The sequence below is a fragment of the Geobacillus sp. JS12 genome (assembly GCF_001592395.1).
Taxonomy (GTDB): domain Bacteria; phylum Bacillota; class Bacilli; order Bacillales; family Anoxybacillaceae; genus Geobacillus; species Geobacillus zalihae.
Map to the genome: position 1 here is coordinate 1195732 of NZ_CP014749.1, position 26038 is coordinate 1221769.

Here is a 26038-nt window from a genome sequence, read left to right on the forward strand (position 1 = left end):
AATATTCGTTTGGGTGAGCATGGGGCGGGAGCAAGTTTGATTTGTAGCTACCAACTAGTCAGTATGTTGTTTTTATCATACTCCGATTGATTGGGATATGCAATTGTTTTTTTTTGGGTTATTGATTATTTAGAACATTGTTTGTGACATGAAATATTGTCGCGAATCCAGTACGTTGCACGAAAGGATGAAAATCTCTTTCAATTAAGTTGAATTTTTGGTTTACACTTCGCCGATTGCCTGACACATTAGATTGCATCCGCATGTATCGAAGTGCAAATGGTAACGAACAATTGGAACCTATATAGTTTTGACATTTTCAGGGTAGATAAAAAAGCCCGGCGAGGGCAGACGGGGCGTCTGCGGTCAACCGGCCCAAAGCGGCAAAAGAACGTATCCTGCAAGCGACACGCCGGCGCAAAGGAGAGAGAGGCGCAATTTGTATTTCGCATAGCTCATCAAGTCCATATCCATAATGGCTGCCGTTGTAATCGTCGTATCGCCAAGCGGCGAAGCAAAGGCGCCAAACGTCCCGCTCGCAAACACGGCGCCGACTGTCACCTCGAGCGGCGCCCCGGTCGCATGGGAAAGCGTGACGCCAAGCGGCATCAAAATGCCCCACGTTCCCCATGAAGAACCGATAAAGTATGATAAAAACGATCCGACCAAAAACACGGCCGCTGGCACGAATGCCCCCGGCAGCCATGTGCCGAACGTCGACGACACGTACTCCGCAAATCCGAGTTCCCCCGCCACCGCCGAGACCGCCCATACGAGAACGAGCATGCCGATCGGCGCCATCAGCTCGTTTCCTCCGGCAAAAAAGTGGTACGTCAACTCTGAGAGCGATTGTCGGCGCCACAAATAAAACATCATCGACAAAAGGATGGTCACAAACAACGCCAACAGCATCGCCCATGTCGCATCGGCCGCGGAAAACGCCTCCCACCAATTCTCTGCCCCGCGTTTCCTCCCGTCGTACACGAAAAAGGCAAACGTCAGCGCGATTAACAGCGCCAGCGGGACAAACAAGTGCAACGGCTCCCCGTTGATCAGCGCCAGCTCCTTGCGCAATCCGAGCCCGTGCAGTGTATTCGTTTCCCCTTCTCCTTTTTTCGCCCGCGGTTTGCCGATCCGGATGTTCAACATCGTCGTCAACACCCCGACGGCCAGAGCGACAATCGCAAACAAGTTGTACGGCAGGCTGCGCAAAAACACGTCATACGGCGATTCGTGAATGTCGTTTTGCTCAAGCGCCGCGGCGACAACAGAAGTCATAAAGCCGACGAACGCTGTCGCCGCTGGCAAAAGCACGATGATCGGCTCGGTCGAGACGTCGATCATGTACGCCATGCGGCGGCGGTCGATGCGAAACTGGCGAAGGACCGCTTTCATCACTGGTCCAAGGAGCATAATGCGAAACATCGGCATAAAAAACGTCACCGGCACCGTCAGCCAAACGAACAACAAAATCCCCCGCTTCGAGCGGATGCGGCCGGAGAGTCTCTCGACAAACCCTTTGATCCCGCCGGTAATTTGCATCATGCCGACAAGCGAACCGAACAAATACAAAAACGCGGCCACCTTCATATGCTCCGGATCGGTCAGGGCGTGAAGAACAGCGGAAACAGCGCGCTCAATCGCGCCGACAGCCGACCACTCAAGGCAAAACGCTCCGACGAGCAATCCGGCCACGAGGCCGGGCAAAATTTCTTTCAGCCATACCGCCAACGGAATGATGAGCAGAAAAGGCAACAGCGACCACCATGTTCCTTCCACGTCGGCGCCTCCTTTGCGATGATGTTGTTACCAAGAAGGATAGCCATAATGCAGTTTTTTTATGATTTTCATTGAAGATTTAGAACATAGTTTTATTTATAAAATTTATGTTGCCCGCGCAAACAAAAAAAGCCGCGCTGCAGTTTGCAGCGTGGCCCACACTTCCATCCGCCCCGGGCTGACTCCCAAACAACCTGGGGCACAGAAGGCGTTGTCATTTCCGGCGCGCAAAATCGACAAATCGGAACTTGTCGAGCCGGTGACGCGATTCCGTATATTGAAACAATGCAGCATTGCTTAAATACACATAGTTTTTGACGACAACGACGCGGTCATCGCCATGCAAATCCAAATAGCGCCGGTCTTCGTCCGTCGCTTCGTCGACCGATATTTCTTTTTTCGCAAAGCTGATCGGCAAATACAGCTTCGTTTCCAAATATTCATAAATCGAGTCTTCGCAAATCTCTTTGGTCAATAGCGGCACATGCTTTTTCAGAAAAAAGTCTTTATCCAAAATAATCCGCTCTCCGCCGATTTCCCGGACGCGCACGACTTTCCACACTTCGTCTTTGCTTGAGGCGCGCAGATGCTGCCTGAGCTCGCGATCCGGCTTGATGATCGCCAGTTCATGCACGATCGTCCGCACCGGCTGCTTCATCGTCTGCGCCAGTTCTTTAAAGCTGACCAATCCGGATACGGGAAAGTCATATTTGCCGACGTCAAGAACGATAGATCCTTTTCCTTTCATTTTTTGGATATAGCCGTGCTCGGACAACAAATGGAGCGCTTTGCGAATCGTCTCGCGCGATGTCTCATATCGGGCGGCCAGCTCGTGTTCCGATGGCAGCTTGTCGTACGCCTTCCATTCTCCGCGGCGGATGCGGGAAATGAGGTCATGGTAAATGGTTAAATATTTGTTTTCATGCATAAGAATCACCGCTTGTATTGTATCACGGCCGGCGCAAAAGATAAACAACCGATTCGTATGGGCGCAGCTGCATGCGGCGAAAATCGGCCGGCGCGTCCGAATAATTGGCAAGCAGCAGTTCTCCCGTATAGCCATCGGCTCCTGCTTCTTTCGGCAGCGTGAACGTCGTTTCGATTGGATAAAAATTGTTGACAACAAGCAGCTTTTCTCCATCGCCATGACGCATATAGGCGAAAATATGCGGATCGTCCGCAAGCAGCAGCTCATAGCGCCCGGTCGTAATGAGATCATACTGTTTGCGCAGCTCAATGAGCCGCTTATAGTGGTAGAAAATCGAGTCGCGGTCGGCGAGCGCCTGTTTCACGTTAATGCGCCGGTAGTTGTCGGCGACGCGAATCCACGGCGTCCCGGACGTGAAACCAGCATGCGGGCTGTCGTCCCATTGCATCGGCGTGCGTGAATTGTCGCGCGATTTTCGCTGCAAAATCTCAAGCACTTCCCGCTCGCTTTTGCCTTGTTCTCGCAAAATCCGGTACATGTTGAGCGACTCAACGTCGCGGTAGTCGCGAATATCGGTGAATTTCGGATCGGTCATGCCGATTTCTTCGCCTTGGTAAATATAGGGCGTCCCTTGCATCAAATGGATCGTCGTCGCCAGCATTTTCGCTGACTCTTTCCAATACGTCCCGTCATCGCCATAGCGCGACACGATGCGCGGCTGATCGTGGTTGCACCAAAAGAGCGCATTCCAGCCGCCGCCTTCATACATCCGGACTTGCCATTCGGACAAAATGCGTTTTAAGGCAAGGAAATCAAATGGGGCGACTGCCCATTTTTCTCCGTTCGGGTAATCGACCTTCAAGTGGTGAAAGTTAAACGTCATATTGAGCTCGTGGTTTTCCGGGTTCGTGTAGCGGATGCAATGATCGATCGTCGTCGACGACATTTCCCCGACCGTCATGACGTCATATTTCGAAAACACTTCGCGGTTCATCTCTTGCAAAAACTCATGAATGCGCGGTCCGTCCGTATAAAAGCGGCGCCCGTCCCCCGGCGGCACCGAACCGTCATCATCCGGGAAGCGCTGGTCTTTTGACAACAAGTTGATGACGTCAAGCCGAAAGCCGTCCACTCCTTTTTTGAGCCAAAAATGCATCATGTCATAAATGCGGCGGCGCAGCTCTTCGTTTTCCCAGTTCAAGTCCGCTTGTGTCACATCGAACAAATGCAAGTAATATTGGCCGGTTTGTTCGTCGTATTCCCACGCCGAGCCGCCGAATTTCGATTGCCAGTTGTTCGGCGCTCCGCCGTCCGGCTTCGGGTCGCGCCAAATGTAAAACGAGCGGTATGGGTTCGTTTTCGAGGAGCGCGCCTGCTGAAACCATTCATGGTCGGTTGAGGTATGGTTGACGACCATGTCCATCACCAGCTTCATGCCGCGCGCATGCACTTCGTGAAGCAGACGGTCAAAATCGTCCATCGTTCCGTATTCGTGATGGATGCGGAAATAATCGCTGATGTCATAACCGTTGTCGCGCTGCGGCGACGCGTAGATCGGCGTCAGCCAAATGACATCGACACCCAATTTTTGTAAATAATCGAGCTTCTCGATCACGCCCGGCAAATCGCCAATGCCGTCTCCATTCGTATCGTAGAAGCTTTTCGGATAAATTTGATAAACGACCGCTTTTTTCCACCAAGGGGTTGTTGACATCTCTCTTCACCTCGTTCGTCGGGATAAAAAACATACCATTGGCATCGGCGGCCAATGGTACGGGCGGGAAATAAATGATTTCGCACATCGTTCTCTTGCTTCCACACACGGCAATCATGAGCGGGCGGCTTTACGCACTTTCCCAAAGACAAACGTCAGCGCAAACGGCACCGCAATCGCGATCGCCATGCCGATAAAGAACGGCGTCCACTTTTGCGGCACGATCGACAAGAAACCCGGCAGGCCGCCGACACCGATCGACGGAGCGATGACTTTATTGAGCGTAATAAACATGCCGGCGATTGCCGCCCCTGTCATCGCTGCGATAAACGGGAAGCGAAAGCGCAAGTTGACCCCGAACATCGCCGGTTCCGTGATGCCTAAATACGCGGAAACAGCCGACGTAAACGACAAACCGCGCAGCTTTTCCTCCTTCGCGACAAACATCATCGCCAACGCTGCCGAACCTTGGGCGATGTTTGACATGACCAAAATCGGCCAAAGGAACGTGCCACCGGTATTGGCAATCAGCTGCAAGTCAACCGGCAAGAACGTATGGTGCATCCCGGTGACGACAAGCGGCGCATACAACGCTCCATACAACAATCCTCCAAGAGCCGGAACCGTGTCAAAAATCGTGACAAACAAGTGGGTAATGGCATTGCCGATCGCAAATGTGATCGGCCCAATGGCGATGAACGCCAAAAAGCCCGTAATGAGCAACGCAAGCGGCGCGACAAGCAACAGCTGAAACGCATCCGGAATGCGCTTGCGCAAAAACAGCTCCAGCTTCGCCAGCACGTAGGAAGCCACCAGCACCGGCAGCACTTGTCCTTGGTAGCCGACTTTTTGCACTTCAAAGCCGAACAAGTTCCAAACTGGAATCTCTCCTTTTTCTTTCGCCGCTCCCCAGCCCCAAGCGTTGAGCAAATCTGGGTGGACGAGCATCAAACCAAGGACAATCCCTAAGAGCGGGCTGCCGCCGAATTTCGTCACCGCCGACCAGCCGATCAAACCGGGCAGGAAGACGAACGCCGTATTGGCGATCAAGTTGATCATGTTCGCCAAATCGGCCCATTCTTTGTGCACCTCGACAAACGATTTCCCTTCGTAAAAAATGCCTGGGCCTGTCAAGACGTTGTTAATCCCCATTAACAAACCGGCCGTCACGATTGCCGGCAAGATTGGAATGAAAATATCAGCCAGCGTCTTAATCGCGCGTTGCAGCGGATTGAGCTTCGCTTCCGCAGCGTCTTTAATCTCCTGCTTTGTCGCCCGGCCGATGCCCGTCAGCTCGATGAGGTCGTCATACACTTTATCGACAAGCCCTTGGCCGATGACGACTTGAAACTGGCCGTTTGCCGAAAACGACCCTTTGACGACATCGATGCGCTCAAGCGCTTCCTTATTGACTTTTCCTTCCTCTTTGAGCGCAAACCGAAGCCGCGTCACACAATGCGTGGCGGCGACGATGTTTTCTTTGCCGCCGATGGCTTCAACGATTTGCGCGGCTGCTTGTTGGTATGCCCCCATGATGAACGCCTCCCTTTTCTTTCCTTAACGACCGCTATAGCGTTAAATCGCTTTCAGCAACCGGTTGCAAACAAACTTGTATATACAACCTGAATTCATTTTATCTTGTATATACAAGTTTGTCAACATTTTTCGATGACCACCTTCATTTTTCGACAATAGTTGTTGTTTTTTTGCTAACTTCCACTTCTTTTGTTATGTTTTGTCAAGCGGCAGGAAAATCAACGACCGAGTAGGAAAATAAAACATAACGCAAATCAATGCCAAAAGACGAGAAAGGATGAGGGAATGCGATGAAAACCTATACACTCCGCGAAGCAGCGAAAAAAATCGGGGTCACCGCCCGCGATTTGAAACAATGGGAAAAACAGTTCGCCGGATCGATTGCCGTCCCACGCACAACCGAGGGGGCACGCATGTACACCGACGAGCTGATCGACCGGTTTCGCCATATCCGCACTTGGCTTGAGGACGGCCGCCATCCGCGCGAAGTGGCTGAAATGATCAGGCAAATGGACAGACAACCGGCAGAGCGAGCCAACGAGACAGCCGCTCAAGTGGAAACAGCCGTCATGGAAGGGGAAATCATCGATGTGCCCCGCCTGCTGCATCAAGGGATGCCATACATAGCCGAGCAGTTGGCGGCCCGCTTAAAAGACGATATCGTCGACGCCTTGAAACAGGAAACGACAGCCACGGTCCGGCAAGCGATGGATGAGGTGAAAGGCCGCCTTGACTACATCGAGGAGCAAACGACGGCAGCTGCCGAAACGGTGCGCCGTTCACTCCGCGATTACGAGGACGCATGGCAGCAAAAAACGGAACAGCTGCATGAACATTTGGAAACGGTCGTCGCGTTCTGTCAAGAGGAAAAAGTAAGACAGGAAGAGGAGCGAAAACAGCTCGAACTGCGCATTTTAGAACGGGAAAAAGCGTTTCGCGAGCTCGTGTTGTCGTTTCGGCAAACCGCTGCGGGCACGAGCGCTGCTCGAACACGGGCAAATAAATGGTGGAAGTTTTGGTGAGACGATGTTGGCATCCATGTATGTAACAAGGGCACCCGTTTTGGATGCGCCATACCTCCGTCAAAAATCAAAAAAGGGCCCCGCCAAAACGCGGGCCCCTTTTTGCGTCATATTCGGCGGCTCTCGGCCGCATGTCGTTTGATGGCTTCGATCAAGTGCGCTTCTTCTTGTTTGCTGACATGGAGGCGGACGCCATAATAGTAGGCGTGGACAAACGGTCTTTCCCAGACAAGCTGCCCCCGCAGCGTAAAGGGGGCAGCGTTTAGCCAAAACGAGATGTCAACCAGCGTTCCCCCTGTTGAAAAGGGAAGGCGGCCTTCCGTTTCGATTTTCATCCCGTGCGGACTTAGATCGTGAATGTAGACGCTGCGCTCGCCATCGGCTGTGCGCAGTTCAGCCGGGAGCGGCCGGCCAAACTGATACCGGAACGGTTCTTGACGCTTAAACCTCATCCTTCCTCCCCTTTTCCAAGCAGCTTCGTCGGTTCTTTCCAGACATCCACCACTATCCCGGCTTCGTCAGTGTCAACGACAAACGAACCCGTGCTGTAGCGGTCGGAGAGACGAAGGGAAGCGGCTTCGATCGTCTCTACCACCCCTTTTTCCGTCCGCAATCCGACCATTTCCTCATCGTTGCTGACAAAGACGGCGCCGACAACTCGGTGCGGGTTGGATTTCACTTCACGTACGATCACAACGCCGCGCTTCGCTCGTGAGGACGGCTCAAACTCGCTCATCGCCACTTTTTTCACCGCTCCGCGCTGCGTCACGACGACGAACGAGCCCCCTTTTCTAGGCGAACGGGGCACGCAGCGGCGACAAAGTCCCTTCCTTCAATTGAATCCCTTTCACGCCAGCCGCGCGCACGCCAACAAGGCTGATCTCCTCCTCGGCAAACAAGAGCGCATGTCCATCATGCGTCGCAAGCCAAAGATGGCCGCATCCATCCGTCGCGTAGACGGCGATGACGTCATCATCCTCTTTCACATTAACGGCCACAAGCGGGCGGGTGTAGCGCTGCACTTGGTATTGAGCGAGCTCCGTTCGCTTTACGAGCCCTTGTTTCGTCACAAAGATGAGCTGCTCCCCGATGTCAAAGGAAGAGACTGGAACAGCGGCGACGAGTTCATCGTCGCGTTCAAGCGGAATGAGATGGGAAATGTGCTGGCCGACCTCTTTCCAACGGATATCAGGGAGCGTATGCACCGGGCAGTATAAATAATAACCGCGGCGGGTGAAAAGCAAGAGCACATCGGTCGTATTCATCTCGAGCTGGGCGAGCAGCCGATCCGTTTCCTTCATGCCCATGTCTTGACCGTTTGAGGCGCTGTATGAACGATAGCTCGTCCGCTTCACATATCCTTCTTTTGTCACGGTGACGATCACGTCTTCCGCCGGAATGAGCGCCTCCACCTTCACTTTCAGCTCTTCAATCTCCTCTTCAATCACCGTCCGCCGCTCATCGGCATATTGCTTTTTCATCGCCTTCAGCTCTTTTTTGATGACGCCAAGCAGCTTCTTTTCATCTGCGAGAATCCCCGTAAGTTCCGCAATCGCTTGATCCAGTTCTTCCGCTTCTTGACGCAGCGCCGTGATGTCGGTGTTCGTCAACCGATATAGCTGGAGCGTCACGATCGCCTCGGCCTGCGCTTCGGTGAATCCGTAATGAGCCATCAGCCGTTCTTTGGCGTCGCGCTTGTCGCTTGAAGCACGAATCGTCGCAATCACCTCATCCAAAATGGAAAGCGCCCGAATCAAGCCGTCGACGATGTGCTTCCGCTCATTCGCTTTTTTCAGCTCAAAATGCGAGCGGTTGGTGACGACGTCCTTCCGGTGGGCGATGTAGGCATCCAACAGCTCCGGCAAACTCATCAGCTTCGGCCGGCGCTCATGGATCGCCACCATGTTGAAGCTGTATGGCACTTGCAAATCCGTATTTTTGTACAAGTAGTTGAGAATCGCTTCCGCATCGGCGTCTTTTTTCAGCTCGATGACGATCGACAGCCCGTTCCGGTCCGTTTCATCGCGCACATCGGCGATGCCGTCGAGCTTTTTGTCGAGGCGAAGCTCGTCAATTTTTTTCACTAAATTCGCTTTGTTCACTTCATACGGCAGTTCCGTGATGACAATGTGCTTTTTCCCACCTTTTCCCTGCTCGATGGCGGCTTTGGCGCGGATGATGATTTTCCCGCGGCCGGTCTCATACGCCTTGCGGATGCCGTCTTTCCCTTGGATGATGCCGCCGGTCGGAAAATCAGGGCCAGGAAGAACCGTCATCAGCTCGTCAATAGTGCAATCCGGCCGGTCGATCCGCATCAAGACGGCGTCGATCACCTCGCCAAGCGCATGCGGCGGAATATCGGTCGCATAGCCGGCCGAAATCCCGGTCGAGCCGTTCACCAACAAATTCGGAAACATCGCCGGCAAGACGGTCGGCTCATCGGTCGTATCGTCAAAGTTCGGCACAAACGGAACCGTTTCTTTGTCAATATCGCGAAGCAACTCGGCGGCAATCGCCGACAGGCGCGCTTCCGTGTAGCGCATCGCCGCCGGCGGGTCGCCGTCGATGCTGCCGTTGTTGCCGTGCATCTCCACCAGCACGTTGCGCAGCTTCCACTCTTGGCTCATCCGCACCATCGCTTCATACACCGATGAGTCGCCGTGCGGATGAAAGTTGCCGATCACGTTTCCAACCGTTTTCGCCGCCTTGCGAAACGGTTTATCAGCCGTGTTGCCATCCATGTACATCGCATACAAAATGCGGCGCTGCACGGGCTTCAGCCCGTCGCGCGCATCCGGGAGCGCCCGGTCTTGGATAATGTATTTGCTGTAGCGGCCAAAGCGGTCGCCAAGCACGTCCTCTAACGGCATTTCCAGCAATCGTTCTGCCATCGTCATTCTCCTTTCCTAACACATCAGCGCCAAAAAGGCCGCGCCTTTTCACGCCGCCATCAGCCGATCCATCCCGGTTCCTCTTCGAGCCCGAAGGCGACGTGCGTTTCGATCCATTTGCGGCGCGGCTCGACTTTGTCGCCCATGAGCGTCGTCACCCTCCGTTCGGCGCGGGCCGCATCTTCAATGCGCACGCGGATGAGCGTACGCGTCTGTGGGTTCATCGTCGTTTCCCATAATTGATCGGCGTTCATTTCGCCGAGCCCTTTATAGCGCTGAATCGTATAGCCGCGGCCCATTTTTTTCGTAATTTCTTTCAGCTGCTCGTCCGTCCACGCATATTCGACGATTTCGTTTTTGCCGCTTTTTTTGCTGATTTTGTAAAGCGGCGGCAAGGCGATGTACACTTTTCCCGCTTCAATCAGCGGACGCATGTAGCGGTAAAAAAACGTCAAAAGCAGCACTTGAATATGGGCGCCGTCCGTGTCGGCATCGGTCATAATGATCACTTTGTCGTAGTTGACATCATCGAGCGAAAAATCAGCCCCGACGCCGCCGCCGATGGCGTGGATGATCGTATTGATTTCCTCGTTTTTCAAAATATCGCCAAGTTTCGCCTTTTCCGTGTTGATGACTTTTCCGCGCAGCGGAAGCACCGCCTGGAAGCGGCGGTCGCGCCCTTGTTTCGCCGAACCGCCCGCCGAATCGCCTTCAACGAGATAGAGCTCATTTTTTTGCGGATTGCGCCCTTGCGCCGGCGTCAGCTTGCCGCTTAAAAGCGCCTCTTTCCCTTTCCGCTTTTTGCCGCTTCTCGCCTCTTCGCGCGCTTTGCGGGCCGCTTCACGCGCCTGATAGGCTCGGATCGCTTTCTTAATGAGCATCGCGCTTACGTCCGGGTTTTCTTGCAGAAAGTACATCAGCTGCTCGGACACCACCGCATCGACGGCCGAACGCGCTTCGCTCGTTCCGAGCTTTCCTTTCGTCTGCCCTTCAAACTGCAGCAAGTGCTCTGGGATGCGCACCGAAACGACCGCGGACAACCCTTCGCGAATATCGGACCCTTCGAGGTTTTTGTCCTTTTCCTTCAGCAGACCAACGCGGCGGGCGTATTCGTTAAAAACGCGCGTCATCGCCGTTTTTGCACCCGCTTCATGCGTGCCGCCGTCTTTGGTGCGCACGTTGTTGACAAACGACAGCACGTTTTCCGAATAACCGTCATGAAACTGGAACGCAAACTCGACTTCAATGCCGTTTTGCTCGCCAGCAAAATACACAACCGGGTGGAGCACATCTTTCTCCTCATTCAAATAGGCGACAAACGCTTCAATTCCGTTTTCGTAGTGGAACACCTCGCGCATGCCGGTCCGTTCGTCAACGAGTTCGATTTTCAACCCTTTCAGCAAAAACGCCGATTCGCGCAGCCGTTCACTCAATGTTTCATAATCGAAGACCGTCGTGCTGAAAATCGTTGGGTCCGGCTTAAATTGAATGATGGTTCCGGTTTTGTTCGTTGTGCCGATTTTCTCTAGCGTCGTCACCGGTTTGCCTCCATGCTCAAACCGCTGCCGGTAAATGAAGCCGTCGCGATGAATCGTGACGACCAGCCATTCTGATAAGGCGTTGACAACCGACGCCCCGACTCCGTGCAGGCCGCCGCTCGTTTTATAGCCGCCTTGGCCGAATTTGCCGCCGGCATGAAGCACGGTCAAAATGACTTCCGGCGTCGGCTTGCCGAGCTTATGCATCCCGACCGGCATGCCGCGCCCTTCATCAAGGACGGTGATGCTGTTGTCTTTATGTATTTGCACCAAAATGTAGTTTCCGTATCCGGCCAACGCTTCATCGACCGAATTGTCGACGATTTCATAAACAAGATGATGCAAGCCGCGGCTGTCGGTGCTGCCAATGTACATCCCCGGCCGCTTCCTGACTGCCTCGAGCCCTTCCAACACTTGAATGGCATCTTCGTTATATTCGTATGTCGCTCGCTTTGCCACAAGGCCACCCTTCCTACAAAAACAAGAACATCTGTTTCTATTGTACCACAAACTTCCCGACTGTCCATTGCCTTTTGACATCCCCGACAAATTCGGACAAGTGCGACAAAAAAACGAAAGGACCATCTCGAACAAGATGGCCGTTTCATGGATTAAGCACGCTTGGTGAGCGCATGTTCCACTTTAATGCAGCGGTCCATAATGACCGTGCAGCCTTTTTCTTTCAAAAAGCGATACGCCTCCTCATTGACGACGCCAAGCTGCGCCCAAAACACGTCGGCATCGATTTGCACAAACTCGCGGGCCAGCTCGGGCAAATGCTCAGAGCGGCGGAACACATCGACGATGTCGACATGGCCTTCGATATCCGTCAGTTTGTCGACCGCCGGAATGCCTTCCCACTCATCGATCATCGGATTGACCGGAATGATTTCGTATCCAGCGTCTTTCATCGCTTTCGCCACCATATACGACTCGCGCTCCGGATTGTTGGACAACCCAACGACGGCAATCCGTTTCGCCTTGCGCAAAATTTCACCGATTTCTTCCCGGCTTGGGTTGACAATGGACATCCGGGTTCTCTCCTTCCTTCCCTCTTCGGTTTTGCAGTACTTGTTTCGCGATCGAGAAAGAAAAATCCTTCTATGGGACGGAAAATGTTTTAGCCCCTTTTCAGAACAGCCCCTCTTCAGTTTTGGCTACAAGCTGCTTATGCGCAGTCCCCATCCCGCATACACGCCCGCTAAAAAAACAGTCGTCATGGCAATGAGGTGGACGACAATCCATCCCCACCGGCCGTAGCGGAAAGAGGAAGCCGCAAGCGGGGAGCGCGCTTTTTGGGGGACGATTTTTCCGCCCATCCACTCAAAGAAAAGCAAATACAGCCACCAGGCGGTGTATGAATCCCATACATCCCACTTCTTATAATCAATCAGAGAGAGCGGCGATACAAGAGCAACCAACTCGAACAACATAATCAACTGCACCATCGCAAAGTAAAACGGCAACTTCCATGCCCAGCTTTCCGGACTGTACTTGACTCCAAACAAAACGAAAAACGGAATGACGGTTGCCATTTCAACGAGCGGAATCGGTGTATAAGGAACGAGCTTAACAGGGAAGGAGTAAAAGCCTGCATAGACAAACGCAAGGCAAAGAACGATGCCTGTCACCGCACTGAATGCATACAAAACCGCATATCTCCGTATATGCCGTTTGGCGATCCAAAAACTTCCCGCTATACTCAACATGACCGCTGAGAGTTCCACCGTCCAAACAACAGGAAGAGAAAACGTCATCATCGATCCTCCCTAACCCATTTCCCACTCCCTAAACGCTGTCTCAGACAGCACTGTTAGTATAATCCAAAGCATAGAATTTATTCCGGCGCCCTCACCAGCTTTCCACTCCATCAGGCTGCCTAGCATGGCTTAACAAACGTGCTTCGTGCAAATTTAATTATTGATGAAGAAAAGGTGTCCCGCTGTGTTTTTGGGACACCTTCCATGGATCGGACTGCATCAAACTTTCAAGAATTTCCGAAAAAAGAAATCATTGTGCAACAAACACTAAAATTTTCCCGAACGAAAAATCGAGTAAAGCAGCCAACCAAATAGAAAAGCGGACGCGCCTAATCCGATTTCAACAGCAGGAATCTTCCACAGCAGCGTCGACGGACGCCCCAATGATGAAGCGATCATCAGGCCGACGAGGACGATGCTCAGCGAAAGAAGAACGATGCTAAACGACAGCCGGTTCGTCATCTGGTCGAGCTTCTTTAGCAGCGCTTCCAAATCAGGAGCCGTGATTTCCAATCGAAGCTTGCCATGCCGCATCATTTTCGTCCATTCCTTTACGCCCTCCGGCAGTCGGAGCAGCCATTCACCATAATCAAAAATCCGCTTCCACGCTGTTTCTGCCACGCGATCAGGCCGAAGACGCTCTTTCATCAGCTTTCTCCCAAACGGTTCGGCAACGTCCATGATGCGAAACTGCGGGTCAAGCGTCTCCACAACCCCTTCGACCGTCAACAGCGCTTTTCCTAACAGCGTCAAATCGCTTGGGATGCGAATGCCATGGCGAAATGCCACCGAAAGCAAATCCTCGACGGCTTCCCCAAGACTGATCTCACCGAGCGGGACGCCGTAGTATTTCTCCCGCAGCTCGTCAAGATCATCGCGCAATTTTCCTTCATCGACTCCGTCAGGAACAATCCCTAAGCCGTAGATCGCACCCAACACCCCATCCGTGTTTTGCCGCATTAAGGCGATGATGAGTGAAGAAAGATGATGTTTGACATGAGGTCGAAGGCGGCCCATCAAGCCAAAGTCAATGAAGGAAAGCGTTCCATCGTCAAGAACAAATACATTGCCAGGATGAGGGTCGCCATGAAAAAATCCATGCTCAAACATTTGTTTAAAGGTTGCTTCAGCCAAACGCTCGGCGATCGTTTTTAAGGAGTGGCCGTTCGCTTTCAGCCGCTCGAGCTCCCCAAGTTTCATTCCTTCGACATATTCCATCGTGAGCACGGTTTTCGTCGTATAATCCCAAAACACCTTCGGGACATACACCGACGAATCGTCGGCAAACTGCTGTGCAAACCGTTCCGCATGGCGCGCCTCGACGGTATAATCCAGCTCCTGCCGTAATGAACGCGCCAGTTCATCGACAATTTCAGACAATTGGTAGGTTGCCGCCCAATCGAGACGACGTTCCGCCAGCACGGCCAAATCTTGCAAAATTTCCAGATCCGTCTCCACCCGCGCAGCGATGTGCGGACGCTGCACTTTCACCGCCACGGCTTGTCCGGAAGGAAGAACCGCCCGGTGCACTTGTCCGAGCGAAGCGGCAGCGAGCGGCGTTTCGTCAAATGAACGAAACAAGGTTTCAAGCGAGCCCCAAGTTCTGTTTCCACCCTCCGGCGAACGTCGGCAAACGGAAACGGCGGAACTTGGTCTTGCAGTTTTTCGAGCTCGCTGATGATCGGAGCGGGAATCAAATCCGGCCGTGTGCTGGCAATTTGCCCGAGCTTCACGAACGTCGGGCCGAGCTCCTCGAGCACAAGGCGGAGCCGCTCCCCAACCGTTTTTCCTTCCTTTTTCCCTTGCTCCGCTCTCCATCGCGGCGGCAAAGAAAGAAAAGACGAAAAGCCGAGCTCATCGACGATCATCCCGAATCCGTGCCGAAGCAAGGAGATGGCGATTTCGTGATACCTTCCGATATGGCGCATCCGTTTTCCGATCATCGGGACATCTCTCCTAAGGCGGCAAAAAGCGAGCGGACAGGCCGCATCGGTTTACTGCCCGCTTTGTTCTTTTTCCTCCAGACGGCGGATTCGCTCCTCGAGTTGCCGCACGTCTTCTTTTGTTGCCAATTCAAGCTTGTCGATCACCTGCTTGATTTGCTCGCGTACAAGCCGCTGCACTTCCGTTTTCCGCGCCTCGGTCTGCTGCTTCCATTGATCGATCACTTCCTTCGATTCGTCAAGCGACAATTCGCCTTTTTTGACAAGCTCGTCAATGATCTTTTCCACTTGTTCTTTGCTTGCAATCGCCAATCCCAGCCCGAATGCCAATCCTTTTTTCAAAATGCTCATTCGTTTGCAGCCTCCTTGTGCCATTGTGTTTTCCTTATTGTACCATTCTTTGGCGATCCATGTCGAGCTAGACGGCAGCTCTTTTGTATAGGAGACATGTCGATGCGGCATGCTATCGTTGGACAACGATGCAAAGGAGGGGATTTTAATGGCTGATGAACCGTTGCATTACGGAGAAGACTATCATGTTATTCCCGCGACATCCGCAGCAAGCGGCGTCGGCGTCAGCGTGCTGCCCGATTTGTACTGCCATACGATCCAAATCGTCAACATTTGCCTCGTCGGCCGCCCTGGCGACGGCGCATTCGTCTTGATCGATGCGGGAATGCCGGGGTCAGCGGACGATATTATTTCCGCTGTTGAAGACCGCTTTGGCAGCGGCAGCCGCCCGCAAGCCATTATTTTAACCCATGGCCACTTTGACCACGTCGGAGCCTTAATTGAACTCGTCCGGGAATGGAATGTGCCGGTGTACGCCCACAAAGACGAACTGCCGTATTTAACCGGCAAAGCGCGTTATCCCGAACCGGACGCGTCCGTTGAAGGCGGGCTTCTTGCCAAAATCTCGCCGTTTTTCCCAAACGAACCGATTCAACTGGGCGATCACGTTCATCCGCTTCCAGAGGACGGCACCGTCCCGCACTTGCCGGAGTTCCGCTGGCTGCACACCCCGGGCACACACCGGGCCACATCTCCTTGTTCCGTCCGCGCGATGCGGCCTTGATCGCTGGCGATGCGTTTGTCACGGTCCGCCAAGACTCACTGTACAAAGTATTGACCCAGCAAACCGAAATTACCGGCCCGCCGCGCTACTATACGATCGACTGGACGGCCGCCCGCGAATCGGTGCGCAAATTGGCCGCCCTCTTCCCATCGGTCGCTGTCACGGGACACGGCGCCCCAGTAGCGGGAGACGAGTTGCGCGATGGGCTGACGAAGCTCGCTTGTGATTTTGACCGCATCGCTGTCCCAGATTACGGAAAGTACGTCCATTAACGGAGCGATCCCGCCGGCGCTTACAATGGGAAATGAAAGGCTTCCCGGTTTGAAATGATCAGCGGCAGGCCGTGGCTAAGAAAAAAGGGTGTCCCAATCGGACACCCTTACACTGTCGACAACAGCCGCCAATTTGCTACGGAAAGCGGAATCCGTGCTGCTGCAACGTCAAGACGATGCGTTCCTTCGAAATCTTTTTTTCATCAAATTGAACCTTCACTTCCCCATCTTCCGTGTCGACGAGCGAGCGCTCCACGCCGTCGAGCCCACTAAGAAGATGTTCAATGCGCGCAATGGGCTGCGGCGACGTCGCCCCATCGATATAAAAGGTAGCTTCAGCCATCCTCTTCCCTCCTTCCGCAAAAACATGCCGTTCCCCGCCGCTTATTTTGCCCGATTCCCGCCCGCATAAACGGGCCTATCGCTCCGTTAGCGATGGCATAAAAAAAGATGGCAAGAATTGCTCTTGCCATCTGTCATAAAAAATGGGCCTAAGTGGACTTGAACCACCGACCTCACGCTTATCAGGCGTGCGCTCTGACCAGCTGAGCTATAGGCCCGTTTATGAATGGAGGGGGACGGATTCGAACCGCCGAACCCAAAGGGAGCGGATTTACAGTCCGCCGCGTTTAGCCACTTCGCTACCCCTCCATAAATAAAAAATGCCGACTGCAGGACTCGAACCCGCAACCTACTGATTACGATTCAGTTGCTCTACCAATTGAGCTAAGTCGGCATGATAGAAGTAGACCGTGACTCCTTGGCTTCTGTTGTGTCCCTTCCTCTACCAGCCAATTCGAAGAAGCTAGATGCGTCGGGACAACTCGAAGCAAATTCGACGATGCAGATGCTCGTCTCTACCAATTGAGCTAAGTCGGCATAAAATAAATGCAAGAAGGTGGCTCATTGTTGTGCTCTGTGCCTCTTCCTCTACAAGCTGTTTCGAGGAAGCAGGATGCGTCGAGGCAACTCGAAGCCGACTCGACGAAGCAGATGCTCGTCTCTACCAATTGAGCTAAATCAATATTTATGGCGGAGGAGGAGGGATTCGAACCCCGCGGGCTGTGACACCCTATCGGTTTTCGAAACCGACCCCTTCAGCCAGACTTGGGTACTCCTCCATAACTGTTTGGAGCGATGCGGTCGAGAGGACTTGAACCTCCACGGGGTTGCCCCCACTAGGCCCTCAACCTAGCGCGTCTGCCATTCCGCCACGACCGCATACAATGGAGCGTAGGGGATTTGAACCCCTGACCTCTTCGCTGCCAGCGAAGCGTTCTCCCCTGAACTAACGCCCCATGATGGTGGAGTATACTGGGATCGAACCAGTGACCCCCACGCTGTCAACGTGGTGCTCTCCCGCTGAGCTAATACTCCACGTTGTTTGCCTAGCAGCGACCTACTCTTGCAGGGGCGCTGGCCCCAACTACCATCGGCGCTGGAGGGCTTAACTTCCGTGTTCGGGATGGGAACGGGTGTTTCCCCTCCGCTATCACCACTAGGCAATGGCGACGATTTTCATTATAAAGCAATCCAAAAGTTTGTCAAGTTTTTTTGTATCTTTATATTTCAGTTCCTTCAGAATCGGAACGACAATGTAAAATTTACTATAAAAAAACGAAAGAGTCAACCCTCTTTTTCATTTTTTTCGATCTTCACTGTCCCTTTCTCGAAAATTCTTGTCATCCCCTTCTTTATACGCGTATAATAAAGGAAGAAGGAACGTATAATAAAGCAGGGCATTGGCGGCCACCAATGCCCTGTCCATACACAGCCGCTGCAAGAAGTGCAGTGGCCCAAGCCTCGGGCATCGTAACCTACCCTCGCCTCGGCCTAGCAGGGTGGGTTACTTTTTGTCTTTGGATACGGCGATCACCGCGACGATGAGTGACGCAAACGCAATCATGAGCGTCAGCGCGTCGGCAATCGACATCATCAGCACCACCCCTTTCGTTCAGGGAGTGGCCACTGCCCACCCTGCATATAGCTGTGCATGTTTCATTATACCATCAAATCAAACAAATGCGAATATACATTCGCATCCTCGTTGAAAATTAGGAATGTTTCCCTACCCGAGGGGACAAACGCCACTTTTCCTGTTGCTTCGTACCGCCGCTTCCACAGTCCTTCTCCCCTGCTTCCTATAACCGCTGAAACTCCGGCGTTTTCATCAAGCGCTCGAAAAGTTGTTGTACGTATCGAGCGTGTAAAACCCGTTGTATTGGGCGATGGCGGGGTGAATGCCGATGCTGACGACGCGGTAGTCGGACACCGGGAGCCCGATGTATTGCTTGATTTCTTGGAACTGTTTTTCCGCGTAAAATTGTTTTACCGTCGGCTCGTAGCGGAAGACGATTTCTTCGTTAATCAAAAACACCAAGATCACTTGGGCCGCTAGCAGCCGCTTCGCCCACCTTCTCCCGTTTTCGCCATATTGCCACATGATTTTCAACGCCAGCGCAAACTGCACATAAATGACAAGCGGGCGCAAAAAAAAATGAAAGCGGGCAAAGTTAAACGTGTCCAAAAAATGAAACCGCTCGGTAAGCGGCAGCCACCCTTTATAAAACCAAAAGGCGTACCATGCCGACAGCGCGAAATTCAGTCCGAATAGGAAAAGAAATAACCGTTCTTGCTTCCACCGTTTTTTCACGAAAACGAGATACAACGCCACCAACCAGCTTGGCAAAATAAAAAACGTATGCTCGGTCATGACGTGATGGTGGCCGAGGATAAAATTTTTCCACGTCAAGCGGACGCAATGCCAAAACGACAAACGGGCATGGAAGTACTCATCCCGGCTTGTCGGCTCGTCTTCCCATAAAAACGAGTACACAAGCCGGTACTCGACAAGCAAATACAACAGCGTCATGTAAGCGATGGAAGTCAAAAAGCGGATGTTCCACCCCTTCCCGCGCAGCACATCCAAAAGCCAAAGAGTGCCCATGGCGGCAAGAAAGAAAAAGAACCCGAGCACAAAGCTGGAATAAAACGGGAGAAGCGTGAGCGCGACGTAATGTTTCCACTCCCCCTCGCCTTTCCGGATGCTCAAAAACGCCCAGAGCGCAAGCGGCATGCCGAGCGTGCTTAACATCCCCGACGGCCAAAACAGCGTCAGCGCAAATGCGAGCGCCACGCCGATGCGAACAGCCATCCAACGCGGCTCGGGCAGGAAATGCGTTTTCAACAACAAATACATGCCGACAAATACCACCACCCTTGTGATCGTTTGGCTGAGCGCATAAGCAGTCATCGTGGGAAATAACGCGTGCAGCCAGACGATGCCGGTCAACTCCGAACCGAGGGCATTTCTTGACAACTTGCCGTTGGCGATTTGCGGAATCTTCGCGTCAAGCGGCCCGGTGATTTTTCCGCTTTCGGAGAGCACCTTATACCAAGCGATATTGGAATCCAAATTATCGTGGACGCGAATATGGGCGTTTTCGCCAAGGAGAAAGAGCGGGGACACGTAAAGGGCGATGACGCCAAGCGCCAAAAGGAAAAATCGCCGCTCGCTTTGTACGTCCATCGGCATGACGCTCCTATTTCCAAGTTTCTATTGGATACGATGTGCAATTAGGAGAAAATTATTCCTAAGGACGGTCGAAGGGAGGATGGATGAAGAGCCTCCACTTCTTTATGAAGCTGCAACAGAAAATCAGCCCATGACATGCATCGAAAATATGTTATGATATAGATATAAACAGAAAGAAACAGACAAAAAACAACAATCCAGAAAGGAGTTCCTCATGTTAGCAGCAGAACGGCAGCAAAAAATCGTCGAGATCGTCAATGAACGGTTAAGCGTTCGTGTTTCTGAACTAAGCAAGCTGTTTTCCGTTACGGAGGAAACGATCCGGCGCGACCTTGAAAAATTAGAAAAGGAAAACAAACTGAAACGAAGCCATGGGGGCGCCATCAGCATTCGCCATGAATCGGAAATCGACTTTTCCGAACGAGAGATCACGAACGCAACAGAAAAAAAGGCGATCGCCGAAGAAGCGGCCAAGCTTGTCAAAAGCGGCGACCGCATCATTTTAGACGCCAGCACAACCGCTTGGTATTTGGCCAAAACGCTTCCGGACATGCCACTAACCGTCTTGACCAACTCGATAAAAGTCGCGATTGAGCTCAGCAAAAAAGAAAAAATTCAAGTCATTTCAACAGGCGGCATGTTGTCGCCGCGTTCGCTCTCTTATGTAGGGCCGTTGGCAGAGCGATCGTTGGAAACGTACCATGTTGACAAAGCGTTTTTGTCATGCAAAGGGATTCATTTAGAAAGCGGATTAAGTGAATCGAACGAATGGCAGGCGTTGCTGAAGAAAAAGATGATGTCGATCGCCGATCAAGTTATCTTGATGGCCGATTCAAGCAAGTTTGGGGTGCGTACGTTTGTTCATATGGCTGATCTTGACTGTATCCATCATCTCATTACAGACGATCAAATCGGCCATGAATCCGTGCACAAATTGCAGGAACGGCAAATTGTCCTGACGATCGCCAGAACAGAGCAGAGCGCCGATCGGCTTTCGTTGGAATAGGCCGGCATAGGAGGATACAAAAAGAATGGCAGCTTTGTTTCAGCGGAGGATCCACTCAAATGCATCAAAGCAGGCGGAGCATGTGTGAGCCGCCTGCTTTGGATGAAAAATGAAATTTTGTTGCTTGCCCATCCACATATAGATATATATGAATTTTCTTGAATTTAAACCTTATCGTGATGACTCTATCTTTGACGGTTGTTGTAAATGAAGCTGGTTCAATTGTTCAATCACCATGTTCAACCGATGAGACGGCAAAGACACGACGTTGGCAATTTGACGCAATGTCAACATTTTTAAATGCCCAAACATCGACAGACCGAGCACTTCTGGAGCGTATTGTTTTAGAACGTTTACAGTTTCTTCATGGGAAAGAAGATCAATGAACCTCGTATGCTCAGAAAATGTGAGCACAAACCCACGCTTATTTGGATAAACAAAATCATATTCCCCAGACCCGACAACGAGCTCAACCCCGTATTCCGTCTCGGCAACTGACTGGATGCCGTTCGTTTTGTCCAACGTTCTCCCTTTTTCCCTCACTTCACCCGCACTCGCTTCAGGCAAAATGAGTCTCGCCGTCGCATTGGCTGGAATGCGGATGCGGATGCGAATATCGTTCTCTTGCAATACCCAAGAAGATTCAATCCATCCGTACATCGATTTGTACGTCGCTTTCGCATATGTCAAGTCCAAGCCGCTCCAGCGCGGATGAATGCGGATGCGTTGATAAGCCGGTACGGATTCATCAAGATCCAGCCCAGCGACAACGCGGTACAGCCAATCACCAATGGCTCCGTACGCGTAATGGTTGAAAGAATTCATATCATCGCTCCAAAATGAACCGTCCGGCTTGATGCTGTCCCAATGCTCCCAAATCGTTGTCGCGCCTTTTTTCACACTGTACAACCATGATGGATACGTGTCTTGCAGCAGCAATCTTACTGCAGTGTCATGATAGCCGTTTTCAGACAAAACGAAACATAAATAAGGGGTGCCGACAAAGCCGGTTGTTAAATGGTAGTCGTTTTCAATGACCATCTCATTTAATTCACGAGCAATTCGTTTTTTCGCTTCTCCTTCTACTAAATCAAACATGAGCGCCAATACATGCGCCGTCTGTGTTGGAGAAGCGAGACGACCTGACGGAGTAATAAATTCCTGCTGAAACGCCGCTTTGATGCGATTGAGCAATTCCGTATACGTCCGTACGTCTTCCGCTTTATTTAATACGACGGCGGCATCACGGACAAGACGTGTCGAGTAGGCGTAAAAGGCTGTCGCAATCAAATCGGTGGGCGTAGCACCTACATAGCTGTTTTCCTTGGCATCGAGCGCCAGCCAGTCACCGAAATGGAAGCCGGTATTCCAGAGATGTTCGTTTTCTCCTTGGCGGCGTATATATTCGACCCACGCTTTCATGCTGTCGTATTGCTCCGCCAGCAATCGTTTGTCTCCATACACGAGATACACCGTCCACGGGCAAATGACTGCGGCATCGCCCCATGCAGCGGAAGATGACGCCCCTTCCGCTCCCAATATATTCGGGATGACAAACGGAACGCCGCCGTCTGGAAATTGGTCCGCTTTTAAATCGCGCAGCCATTTTGTAAAAAATGGCGCCCCTTGATAGTTAAATAGAGCGGTGCGGATGAATACTTGCGCATCGCCCGTCCATCCGAGCCGTTCATCGCGCTGTGGGCAATCGGTCGGCACATCAACAAAGTTGCCGCGCTGTCCCCAACGGATGTTTTGTTGGAGTTGATTGACGAGTGGATGAGAACATTCAAAATGCCCCGTCGGCTCCATATCCGAGTGGATCACTTCGCCGACAAAACAATCCAGCGGCAGACCTTTTTCTTGGCCCGGATATCCTTCCACTTTGACATAGCGAAATCCTTGAAACGTAAAATGGGGCGCATATGTCTCTGTTCCTTCCCCCTTGGCAATATAAGTGACCGTCTGCTTTGCCCTGCGCAAATTTCCTGTGTAAAAATTCCCCTCTTTATCCAGAACCTCAGCATGTTGAAGCGTAATCGTTGTTCCCGGTGGTGCGCTGACCGTCATTCGGATGCGGCCCACCATATTTTGCCCCATATCCAGCACCGCTTCCCCCGCAGGCGTCACAAATGAAGCGATGGGGCGAATCGTTTCCGTGATGCGCGTCGGCCAATTTTCTTGCGCGATCAAATGGTTCAACGGCATATCCGTGAGCACTACTGTCGGCTTCCAATCCGAATCATCGAACTTTCCTTCGCACCACCCTGGCTGTTCAAGACGAGCGTCATATACTTCTCCATGGTAAATTTCCGAGTATAAAATCGGGCCTGTCGCCGCTTTCCATGTCGAATCGGTCACAATGATTTCCTCGGTCCCATCTTCATAACAAACATGAAGCTGCACAAGAGCGGCGCGCCGATCGCCGTAAATATGTCGCTTCCCTTCCCAGCCCAGCGTCCCTTTATACCAACCATCCGCCAACATCACACCGATGGCATTGATGCCTTCACATAATTGGCTCGTCACATCGTACGTTTGATATTGAAGGCGCTTATGATAACTCGTCCACCCAGGCGTAAGCACATCTTCCCCAACGCGTTGTCCGTTAAGGTACAGTTCATACAGGCCAACGCCTGTCGCATACACGCGCGCCGCTGCAATCGGTTTGTTCACTTCAAACGGTTTTCTCAACAAAAAAGCAGGTTCTGCCAATGGGTCGATCTCATTGGGATCAGGAGTAATCCATCGCGCTTTCCATTCAGCCGACTCCAACAAAGCTGTTTCCCACCAGGCCGTGTCGCTCCAATCCGACTCTCGTCCAAAGTTATCCCACACTTTCACCCGATAGAAATATCTCGTTCGGGACCGAAGTCTCGGTCCAGCATATTCAATGTGGATAGACTGATCAGATTCGACTCGTCCGGGATCCCAGACCATCATTTTTTCCCCGCGTTCTTCCGTCCATACTTGAATTTGATATGCCTGCTGCACAGTTCCTCGTTGATCCGATTCGATCACCCAACTGAGGCGCGGGCGCAGAACATCAATTCCGAGAGGATTCGTTTTGTATTCGCATTTTGTATCACAGACTTTCAAAACATCCATATGGTTTCCCCTTTCTGCTTTTTGCATGGCGTTAGATTTCATTCAACCAACTTTTTTTGTTATCGCATCAGCTGCTCGCTTGCCAGAAATCAAGGCTTCCCCAACGTCCTTTCGATATTTGTTTGTTTTTCACTCAAGGAACAAGTCCCTCTCTTCTCTTCCAGTGATAAAGAGCTCCTATCATTCCAGCGTCGTTTTGATGCTTGCAAGTTTCAATAGGAATTTTAAATTCCTTCCAAAGCTCAATGTTATCCAAATGAATGTTGAGCTGATTGACTAGATTCCCCAAGAACTGATCCCTCCCCCAATCAAAATTTTCTGAGGATTTAAGGTGACAGCCAGGTTGAAAATTCCATAACTAAGACATTTCAACCATGAATCAACCAGCTTCTTTACCTCCGGATTCTTTTCCGCCTCAAGGAGCACTTCCTCACCGGATATATTTGCTCCTTGATCCAGCCCTTCAATTGCTTATAACCATTGACCAATGAAGAAGTAGAGGCGTTTTTATGCATGATATCCTTGTTTCGCCTCCCGCCTTGAGTAATCATAAATCCAAATTCTCCACCTCTGAACGCAGTGCCGCGCACTAGCTCATTATGGATGAAAATCCCTCCCCCGATCCCGGTTCCAATCGTTATGCAAATAAAGTCTGTACAATCAACGGCATTCCCATTTAATTTTTCTGCTAATGCCGCACAATTGCCATCATTTTCAACTTCCACCCTTAGATGAACTTTTTCTTCCAGTAGACGCTTCAAGTTTTGATGGTCCAATGCAGTGATCGATCCCGCTCGTTCAGCATATCCAGTATATGGATTTATATAGCCCGGCAAACTGATCGCAATGCCGCTAATTTCGTGCAGATCCCTATACATCTCAATGACGTTGAGCATATCTGCTAAAAACAGCTCTACATGATGGCGCTGAGTAGGATAGCTGTCCTTTGAAAGAATCGTATAATCTTCTAGCATCACGCTATGTTTTACTGTCGTGCCGCCAACATCAAACACAATATACTTGTTCATCATCCGCCCCTATGAAATGCAAAATGGATGTATCGATCACTTGATGGAACCCGCAACCATGCCTTCAACGATTTTCTTATTGAAGAAAATAAACAAAATTAATGGCGGAAGCGAGATTAAGAGAATATTCGTAAACAGCAAGTTCCACTCCGTATTGTACATACTCAAAAAGTTGTACAGCGTCAGTTGCAATGTTGCGTTTTCCTTGCCTGGATAAAAATAAAGTGGATTGACAAAGTCGTTATAAATTCCCACCATCGTCAACACCACGACTGTCGCCGAAACCGGTTTTAACAACGGGAAGATAATGGAGAAAAACAGACGGAAACGTCCGCAGCCATCGATTAATGCCGCTTCATCAATTTCCTTTGGAATCGTGGCCATGAAATTTTTATAAAGAAGCACCGTAAACGGAAGTTGGAGCGCCACTTCAACAAGAACGATTCCTGGCATCGTTTTAAACAAGCCGATTTCATTGAGCACCCAAATGGTCGGCACAACTGCTGGAGGAATGATGAGCCCAACAAGAATCAAAAAGTCAAAAAACGGTGTTGCTTTGCTTTTCTTTCGGTGCAGCACATACCCCGCCATAGATCCAAGAAAAATGAGAAGAATAATCGAAAACATGGTGATCATAAGGCTGTTAAAAAAAGCGCGAATGATCATGCCATCTTGTGCCGCCAACACTGTCCGTATATTTTCAATCAGATGAAATGAACTCGGCCATGCCATATTCAACAGGGAAGATTCCTGCACATCCTTTACTGCATTGATCATGACAAAATAAAAAGGAATGCCGAATACAACCAAGGTCAATAAAACAGCGACAAACTCGGCAGCCATCTTCCCAATCTTTTTGCTTGTCAGGCTCTTCGGTTTTTCGGAAGCAACATGAAGTTTAAGCTG

Annotated in this window: 18 protein-coding genes, 7 tRNA genes, 1 rRNA gene and 4 pseudogenes; 3 read left to right on the top strand and 27 right to left on the bottom strand. The window is 51.4% G+C overall.

Features of this window, described 5'->3' with window-relative positions:
- Positions 1 to 366 precede the first annotated feature (366 nt).
- From A0V43_RS05910 to treP, 4 genes are all read right to left on the bottom strand, one after another.
- Positions 367 to 1779, bottom strand: coding sequence for a Na+/H+ antiporter NhaC family protein (locus A0V43_RS05910; RefSeq protein WP_011231236.1), 1413 nt, complete (start codon positions 1777 to 1779; stop codon positions 367 to 369).
- A gap of 214 nt (positions 1780 to 1993) precedes the next feature.
- Positions 1994 to 2707 carry a trehalose operon repressor gene (treR, locus tag A0V43_RS05915; RefSeq protein ID WP_033005839.1) on the bottom strand — a complete coding sequence of 238 codons (714 nt, stop codon included), beginning with the start codon at positions 2705 to 2707 and terminating at the stop codon, positions 1994 to 1996.
- A gap of 22 nt (positions 2708 to 2729) precedes the next feature.
- A complete protein-coding gene (gene treC, locus A0V43_RS05920; protein ID WP_063192624.1) occupies positions 2730 to 4421 on the bottom strand; it encodes an alpha,alpha-phosphotrehalase in 1692 nt (563 codons plus the stop codon).
- A gap of 114 nt (positions 4422 to 4535) precedes the next feature.
- Complete coding sequence (gene treP, locus A0V43_RS05925) at positions 4536 to 5954, bottom strand: PTS system trehalose-specific EIIBC component (RefSeq protein ID WP_023634518.1); 1419 nt, start codon at positions 5952 to 5954, stop codon at positions 4536 to 4538.
- Between the two features lie 293 nt (positions 5955 to 6247).
- Between treP and A0V43_RS05930 the strand changes: the two genes are divergently transcribed.
- Positions 6248 to 6979, top strand: coding sequence for a MerR family transcriptional regulator (locus tag A0V43_RS05930; protein WP_063192625.1), 732 nt, complete (start codon positions 6248 to 6250; stop codon positions 6977 to 6979).
- A 107-nt stretch (positions 6980 to 7086) separates the two neighbouring features.
- On the opposite strand, the gene A0V43_RS05935 is transcribed toward A0V43_RS05930, so the two are convergent.
- From A0V43_RS05935 to A0V43_RS05965, 7 genes and pseudogenes are all read right to left on the bottom strand, one after another.
- On the bottom strand, positions 7087 to 7431 hold the full coding sequence (locus A0V43_RS05935; protein ID WP_063192626.1) for a PilZ domain-containing protein: 345 nt from the start codon (positions 7429 to 7431) through the stop codon (positions 7087 to 7089).
- Positions 7428 to 9870, bottom strand: a pseudogene (parC, locus tag A0V43_RS05940) (DNA topoisomerase IV subunit A). The gene A0V43_RS05935 and the pseudogene parC overlap by 4 nt, the downstream one beginning before the upstream one ends.
- A gap of 59 nt (positions 9871 to 9929) precedes the next feature.
- A complete protein-coding gene (gene parE / locus A0V43_RS05945) occupies positions 9930 to 11867 on the bottom strand; it encodes a DNA topoisomerase IV subunit B (protein ID WP_013145317.1) in 1938 nt (645 codons plus the stop codon).
- A gap of 152 nt (positions 11868 to 12019) precedes the next feature.
- Entirely contained in the window at positions 12020 to 12439 is a 420-nt protein-coding gene (locus A0V43_RS05950) for a CoA-binding protein (protein ID WP_063192627.1), read from the bottom strand.
- Positions 12440 to 12565: 126 nt separating this feature from the next.
- On the bottom strand, positions 12566 to 13165 hold the full coding sequence (locus A0V43_RS05955; protein WP_033006577.1) for a CBO0543 family protein: 600 nt from the start codon (positions 13163 to 13165) through the stop codon (positions 12566 to 12568).
- 270 nt (positions 13166 to 13435) lie between these two features.
- Positions 13436 to 15111 (bottom strand): annotated as a pseudogene (locus A0V43_RS05960) (ABC1 kinase family protein).
- A 51-nt stretch (positions 15112 to 15162) separates the two neighbouring features.
- Entirely contained in the window at positions 15163 to 15462 is a 300-nt protein-coding gene (locus A0V43_RS05965; protein ID WP_025950623.1) for a phasin family protein, read from the bottom strand.
- Between the two features lie 148 nt (positions 15463 to 15610).
- On the opposite strand from A0V43_RS05965, the pseudogene A0V43_RS05970 reads away from it, so the two are divergent.
- A pseudogene (locus tag A0V43_RS05970) lies at positions 15611 to 16458 on the top strand (MBL fold metallo-hydrolase).
- A 136-nt stretch (positions 16459 to 16594) separates the two neighbouring features.
- On the opposite strand, the gene A0V43_RS05975 reads toward A0V43_RS05970, so the two are convergent.
- From A0V43_RS05975 to A0V43_RS06020, 11 genes and pseudogenes are all read right to left on the bottom strand, one after another.
- Entirely contained in the window at positions 16595 to 16801 is a 207-nt protein-coding gene (locus A0V43_RS05975) for a heavy-metal-associated domain-containing protein (RefSeq protein ID WP_063192628.1), read from the bottom strand.
- Between the two features lie 143 nt (positions 16802 to 16944).
- Positions 16945 to 17018, bottom strand: a tRNA-Ile gene (locus tag A0V43_RS05980).
- Between the two features lie 9 nt (positions 17019 to 17027).
- A tRNA-Tyr gene (locus tag A0V43_RS05985) sits at positions 17028 to 17109 on the bottom strand.
- 12 nt (positions 17110 to 17121) lie between these two features.
- A tRNA-Thr gene (locus A0V43_RS05990) sits at positions 17122 to 17194 on the bottom strand.
- A gap of 294 nt (positions 17195 to 17488) precedes the next feature.
- Positions 17489 to 17579 (bottom strand) — tRNA-Ser (locus A0V43_RS05995).
- 17 nt (positions 17580 to 17596) lie between these two features.
- Positions 17597 to 17679 (bottom strand) — tRNA-Leu (locus A0V43_RS06000).
- A gap of 6 nt (positions 17680 to 17685) precedes the next feature.
- Positions 17686 to 17756 (bottom strand) — tRNA-Ala (locus A0V43_RS06005).
- A 4-nt stretch (positions 17757 to 17760) separates the two neighbouring features.
- Positions 17761 to 17835: transfer RNA gene (locus tag A0V43_RS06010), tRNA-Val, on the bottom strand.
- Between the two features lie 9 nt (positions 17836 to 17844).
- Positions 17845 to 17961, bottom strand: a 5S ribosomal RNA gene (gene rrf / locus A0V43_RS06015).
- A gap of 343 nt (positions 17962 to 18304) precedes the next feature.
- Positions 18305 to 18394 carry a putative holin-like toxin gene (locus A0V43_RS20305; RefSeq protein WP_021322622.1) on the bottom strand — a complete coding sequence of 30 codons (90 nt, stop codon included), beginning with the start codon at positions 18392 to 18394 and terminating at the stop codon, positions 18305 to 18307.
- A 246-nt stretch (positions 18395 to 18640) separates the two neighbouring features.
- A pseudogene (locus tag A0V43_RS06020) lies at positions 18641 to 19987 on the bottom strand (DUF6044 family protein); the annotation flags it as partial.
- Positions 19988 to 20207: 220 nt separating this feature from the next.
- On the opposite strand from A0V43_RS06020, the gene A0V43_RS06025 reads away from it, so the two are divergent.
- Positions 20208 to 20999, top strand: coding sequence for a DeoR/GlpR family DNA-binding transcription regulator (locus tag A0V43_RS06025; protein ID WP_025950628.1), 792 nt, complete (start codon positions 20208 to 20210; stop codon positions 20997 to 20999).
- 171 nt (positions 21000 to 21170) lie between these two features.
- Here the strand turns inward: A0V43_RS06025 and A0V43_RS06030 are convergent, their stop codons facing one another.
- The 5 genes from A0V43_RS06030 to A0V43_RS06040 all read right to left on the bottom strand — a co-directional run bounded on the left by A0V43_RS06030 (position 21171) and on the right by A0V43_RS06040 (position 25975).
- Complete coding sequence (locus A0V43_RS06030; protein WP_063192629.1) at positions 21171 to 24104, bottom strand: alpha-L-rhamnosidase; 2934 nt, start codon at positions 24102 to 24104, stop codon at positions 21171 to 21173.
- A gap of 133 nt (positions 24105 to 24237) precedes the next feature.
- Positions 24238 to 24393 (bottom strand): hypothetical protein, encoded by a 156-nt coding sequence (locus tag A0V43_RS19730; protein WP_164834610.1) that lies wholly within the window; start codon positions 24391 to 24393, stop codon positions 24238 to 24240.
- The gene (locus tag A0V43_RS20995) at positions 24381 to 24530 is read right to left on the bottom strand and encodes an ROK family protein (protein ID WP_164834611.1); all 150 of its coding nucleotides are present in this window, start codon (positions 24528 to 24530) and stop codon (positions 24381 to 24383) included. The genes A0V43_RS19730 and A0V43_RS20995 overlap by 13 nt, the downstream gene beginning before the upstream one ends.
- Complete coding sequence (locus tag A0V43_RS06035; protein ID WP_128577984.1) at positions 24497 to 25135, bottom strand: ROK family protein; 639 nt, start codon at positions 25133 to 25135, stop codon at positions 24497 to 24499. The genes A0V43_RS20995 and A0V43_RS06035 overlap by 34 nt, the downstream gene beginning before the upstream one ends.
- A 33-nt stretch (positions 25136 to 25168) precedes the next feature.
- The gene (locus A0V43_RS06040) at positions 25169 to 25975 is read right to left on the bottom strand and encodes a carbohydrate ABC transporter permease (protein ID WP_063193819.1); all 807 of its coding nucleotides are present in this window, start codon (positions 25973 to 25975) and stop codon (positions 25169 to 25171) included.
- Positions 25976 to 26038: the final 63 nt, after the last annotated feature.

Bases quoted from the DNA above. Each gene is read 5' to 3' on its own strand.
- A0V43_RS06040 (WP_063193819.1), bottom strand. From the start codon at position 25,975: ATGGCTGCCGAGTTTGTCGCTGTTTTATTGACCTTGGTTGTATTCGGC.
- A0V43_RS05935 (WP_063192626.1), bottom strand. From the start codon at position 7,431: ATGAGGTTTAAGCGTCAAGAACCGTTCCGGTATCAGTTTGGCCGGCCG.
- A0V43_RS06030 (WP_063192629.1), bottom strand. From the start codon at position 24,104: ATGGATGTTTTGAAAGTCTGTGATACAAAATGCGAATACAAAACGAAT.
- treC (WP_063192624.1), bottom strand. From the start codon at position 4,421: ATGTCAACAACCCCTTGGTGGAAAAAAGCGGTCGTTTATCAAATTTAT.
- A0V43_RS05965 (WP_025950623.1), bottom strand. From the start codon at position 15,462: ATGAGCATTTTGAAAAAAGGATTGGCATTCGGGCTGGGATTGGCGATT.
- A0V43_RS05955 (WP_033006577.1), bottom strand. From the start codon at position 13,165: ATGACGTTTTCTCTTCCTGTTGTTTGGACGGTGGAACTCTCAGCGGTC.
- treP (WP_023634518.1), bottom strand. From the start codon at position 5,954: ATGGGGGCATACCAACAAGCAGCCGCGCAAATCGTTGAAGCCATCGGC.
- A0V43_RS05975 (WP_063192628.1), bottom strand. From the start codon at position 16,801: ATGGCTGAAGCTACCTTTTATATCGATGGGGCGACGTCGCCGCAGCCC.
- A0V43_RS05930 (WP_063192625.1), top strand. From the start codon at position 6,248: ATGAAAACCTATACACTCCGCGAAGCAGCGAAAAAAATCGGGGTCACC.
- treR (WP_033005839.1), bottom strand. From the start codon at position 2,707: ATGCATGAAAACAAATATTTAACCATTTACCATGACCTCATTTCCCGC.
- A0V43_RS06025 (WP_025950628.1), top strand. From the start codon at position 20,208: ATGTTAGCAGCAGAACGGCAGCAAAAAATCGTCGAGATCGTCAATGAA.
- A0V43_RS05950 (WP_063192627.1), bottom strand. From the start codon at position 12,439: ATGTCCATTGTCAACCCAAGCCGGGAAGAAATCGGTGAAATTTTGCGC.
- A0V43_RS06035 (WP_128577984.1), bottom strand. From the start codon at position 25,135: ATGATGAACAAGTATATTGTGTTTGATGTTGGCGGCACGACAGTAAAA.
- A0V43_RS20305 (WP_021322622.1), bottom strand. From the start codon at position 18,394: ATGATGTCGATTGCCGACGCGCTGACGCTCATGATTGCGTTTGCGTCA.